The sequence below is a fragment of the Calidithermus roseus genome (genome assembly GCF_003574095.1).
GTDB lineage: Bacteria > Deinococcota > Deinococci > Deinococcales > Thermaceae > Calidithermus > Calidithermus roseus.
The window spans coordinates 1-3565 of sequence record NZ_QWLA01000134.1 but is presented as its reverse complement, the minus strand read 5'-3'; the positions used below and the strand labels follow the sequence as shown (position 1 = coordinate 3565).

Genomic DNA, 3565 nt, shown 5'->3' with positions numbered 1-3565 from the left:
CCTCAGGCGGGGGGTAGAGGGAGTCCACAGCGACGCCAAGGGGGGTATGGCCCTGCTCGATCCGGGAGCGCCCTCACAGGTGCTGGGCCTCACGCTCAGGACCGGGCCCCGCCCCCAGGGGGTTGCCCTGATCTTCCGGGCCCGTTCGATGCAGGACTACTACGCCTTCGTGGTCTCGAGCGAGATCGCCCAGGTGGTGCGGGTGAAGGGGGGGCAGGCTACTCCCTTGCAGCAGACCCAAGCCCCCGAGTTCCTGCTGGGCAAGAACGCCACCCACTACCTCCAGGTGCTCGACACCGGCCCTCGGAACGGGCCCTTCGACAAGGGGGGCAAAATCCGGCTCTACCTCGACGGCAGGGTGGCCTTCGTGCTGGGCGATGATCCCAAGGCCGCCCCGGAGTTCGACAACGCCAATGCCGACGCCAGCGGGGTGGGCTTCGAGATCGGGGAGGGGGTGGCCTGGGGCACGGTGCTGAGCCGTTTCGAGGCTCACCCCCGCACCATCGCCCTGCCCGCCGAACTCCGGCTACCCGAGCCCTTCTTCGAGGAGCGAGGCAACGTGGTGGTGGCTTCGGACCGCTTCGACGGGGCCGCGGGCCCGCTCGAGGCCCGCCATACCCCGGTGGGGGGCCTGGTCTGGGAGAAGTGGGCCCCACGGGCGCAGAGTGAGAAGGTGGTGCTGCTGGGCAACGGCCAGGTGCAGCCTGCGCCGCGGGAAAAGCGCAGCGACTACCTGCTCTACGGCCTGCGCTGGCCCCAGAGCTACCGCCACTTCGCCAGCCTCGAGGCTACCCTCACCCCGCCCGGCCACGAAGGCCGCTATGACCTCGAGGGCAATTGCACCGGCTACACCGAGGCCAATCGGGAAGAGCGCCTGCGGGCGGGGTTTTTCTTCTGGCAGGACGCCCAGCACTACCTCATCCTCCGGGCCTTCATGGACGATTCGCAGTCCAACGCCTCCGAGCTCGAGTGGCAGGCTCCGGTGGAGGGCGTGCTGGACGTGATCCGCCGGGTCAACCTGGGACCGCGCCTGTGCCACGGCAACCCCTTCCACCTGCGGGTGAGCTTCGACGGGGACTGGGTGGTGGCGTGGGTCAGGGCTCCGGGCAGCCCTCGTGAGGAAGCTGTGCAGTCCTTCCGCTGGAGCGACGCCTTCCCCGACCAACCCCCCCTCAAGATCAACATGGTGGGCCTGCTCTTCTCCGAGGAGGACAGCGGCACCCGCTTAGACAGCTTCACCGCTTGGGGATCGACGAGGCTGAGGTGAGGATCGGCTTGTGTTTTAGGCTACCGACCATCGATAGCCGTTAACCCTGCCGTTATGGTCGGGTTTGCGCCCCTTAACGATTCCATGGCTGGCCGGGCAAAGGCCTCCGCTTGCGCGGAGCTTACGGTGCTCGAGGTGGCGTGACCTGGAGCCATAACGCTGTAACGTTCTTATCCGAATTGGCCGGAACTTGCAGTACCCTCAACCTAACATATGAAGCGATTCATGCTGCTCGCTCCATTGGTGCTGGCCCTGGCGGCCTGCCCTGGTACTGGCGGGGGTGGGGGGGGAAATCGGGCGGCCTGCGTCAAGTACCCCAGCGCCAGCTTCCCCCAGGATTCTTTCGGTGATTCGCGCCCGATGGCCGGGGTTACGGGCACCACCAGCCCCGAGGGCACCCCCCGCCTGGTGACCGACGTCGAGCAGGAGGGGCCGACCACTGGCCGCATGAGCATCGACAATTGCTCCTTGCGGATGCCACCGCTGTTCGAGCCCTCTTTCGGGCGCATGGGTATGGCCTACCCCGCCGTGCCACGCCAGAACGGGAAGGTCATTCACTTCCGCCTGACCGCGGGCGACGTGCAGGAGGAGAACAGTCTGGTCTTTGGCGGCTTCGACTCGCCCGACCCCACCACCCCCATGGTGGGCTCAAACGCCATCCTCCTGCGCAACTTCGGCCAGCAGAGCGGCACCTTCGACTTTGGCTCCAAGACCGGGGCCATGGAAAGCGGTCTGCCGCAGTTCCAGACCCAGCTCGACGGTTACGTGATCCTGCGCGAGCGTGGCGCGGTGTACGTGGTGGATGGCCTGGCGGGCGGCTACTATGCCGCTCCCCCCCAGGCCAGCGTGATCGGCTTGGACCAGAGCCTGACCTCCCCCGAGCTCTACCCTGGAGTTCACAGCGCCAACCAGATCGATCCCCACCGCATCCATCACTTTCAGGTGCGTGACATCCCTGAGTGGCAGAACTGGTACGCCACCGCCCACGCCGCCGACCGCCTGATCAGCAGCACGCCGGGAACGGCGGAGAAAGGCGGAACCTGGACGACGACGGGCAGCTTCGCCCCCACCCCCAATGGGGTTACCGCCGACGCCAGCGGCGCCATGGCCATCCTCGACCCCGGCGCGCCCTCACAGGTGCTGGGCCTCACCGTCACCACCGGCAACGACCCGCAGGGTGTGGGGATCATCTTCCGGGCCAGGAAGGATGGCAGCGGGGCGTATACCGATTACTACGAGCTATTCATCTCGAGCACGAATCTCAAGTTCACGCGAGTGAGTGGTGCGACCTCTACTCTGATCATCGACGACAACAATCCCGAGCGGCTGCTACCCAAGAACGCCACCGTTTATCTCCAGCTCATCGACAGCGGCCTCAAGGACACGCGCTTCAGCGCGGGGGGGCGCATCCGCGTGCTGATGAACGAGAAGGAGGTGCTGAGCGTTGAGGCGCCCACCACCAACTTCAGCAACGCCGACAACAACAACAGCGCGAACTTCACGGGGGTGGGCTTCCGCATCGCCCCCGGCACCGCAAACAGCACGGCGGTGAGCTACTTCGAAGCCCACCCGCGCACCATCACCCTGCCCAGCGCACTCCTGTTGCCCGAGCAGGAAGCGCCCCTCGAGGACACCGGCAGCGTGGTGGTGGCCTCCGACGACTTCAGCGGCGGCTACGCCAACCTGGCGGGCCGCAAGACCCCGGTGGGCGGCCTGACCTGGGAGAGGAAGGCCAGCCGCAACGAAAACGAATACCTGGTGGTCGACGGGGCAGGGCACGTCACCGTCTTCCCCAGGGCGCAGGACAGCAGCCGTACCAACCTGCTGCTCTACGGCCTGCCTTGGCCCAGCCAGTACCGCAATTTCGCCAGCCTCGAGGCCACCATCATCCCCGCCGGGCAGGGCGTGCTGCGCAAGGAGGATGCGGTGCGGGGGAGTGGGCAGCGGATCTGCTCGGGCTTCGACGAGGACAGCCCCTCGAAGAACAACCGCCTGCGGGCAGGGCTGTTCTTGTGGCAGGACAGGGAGAACTACATCCTGTTGCGCGGCTTCATGGACAACTCCCAGTCCGATGCCTCCGAGGTCGAGTGGCAGGTCGCCCGGCGCCCGGACTACGCCCCGGTGACGCGCCGCACCAACCTCGGCGTGCGCTGGTGCCACGGCCTGCCCACCACCTTGAGGCTGAGCTTCGACGGTGAGCGCATCACCCTCTGGGTCAAGGGAGCCGTGGGCGAGGGCGACCCGGACACCAAATTCGAACCCGTGCAGACCTTCCGCTGGAGCGACCTCTTCCCCGCC

General features: G+C 66.9%; 2 protein-coding genes. Both read left to right on the top strand.

What is annotated here, in order from left to right; translation table 11 throughout:
• The coding region (locus Mrose_RS17985; RefSeq protein WP_220452363.1) for a hypothetical protein at positions 1-1267 on the top strand (1267 nt) is incomplete at its 5' end.
• Between the two features lie 213 nt (positions 1268-1480).
• Positions 1481-3565: hypothetical protein (locus Mrose_RS17980; RefSeq protein ID WP_147371724.1), on the top strand; the 2085-nt coding region annotated here is incomplete at its 3' end.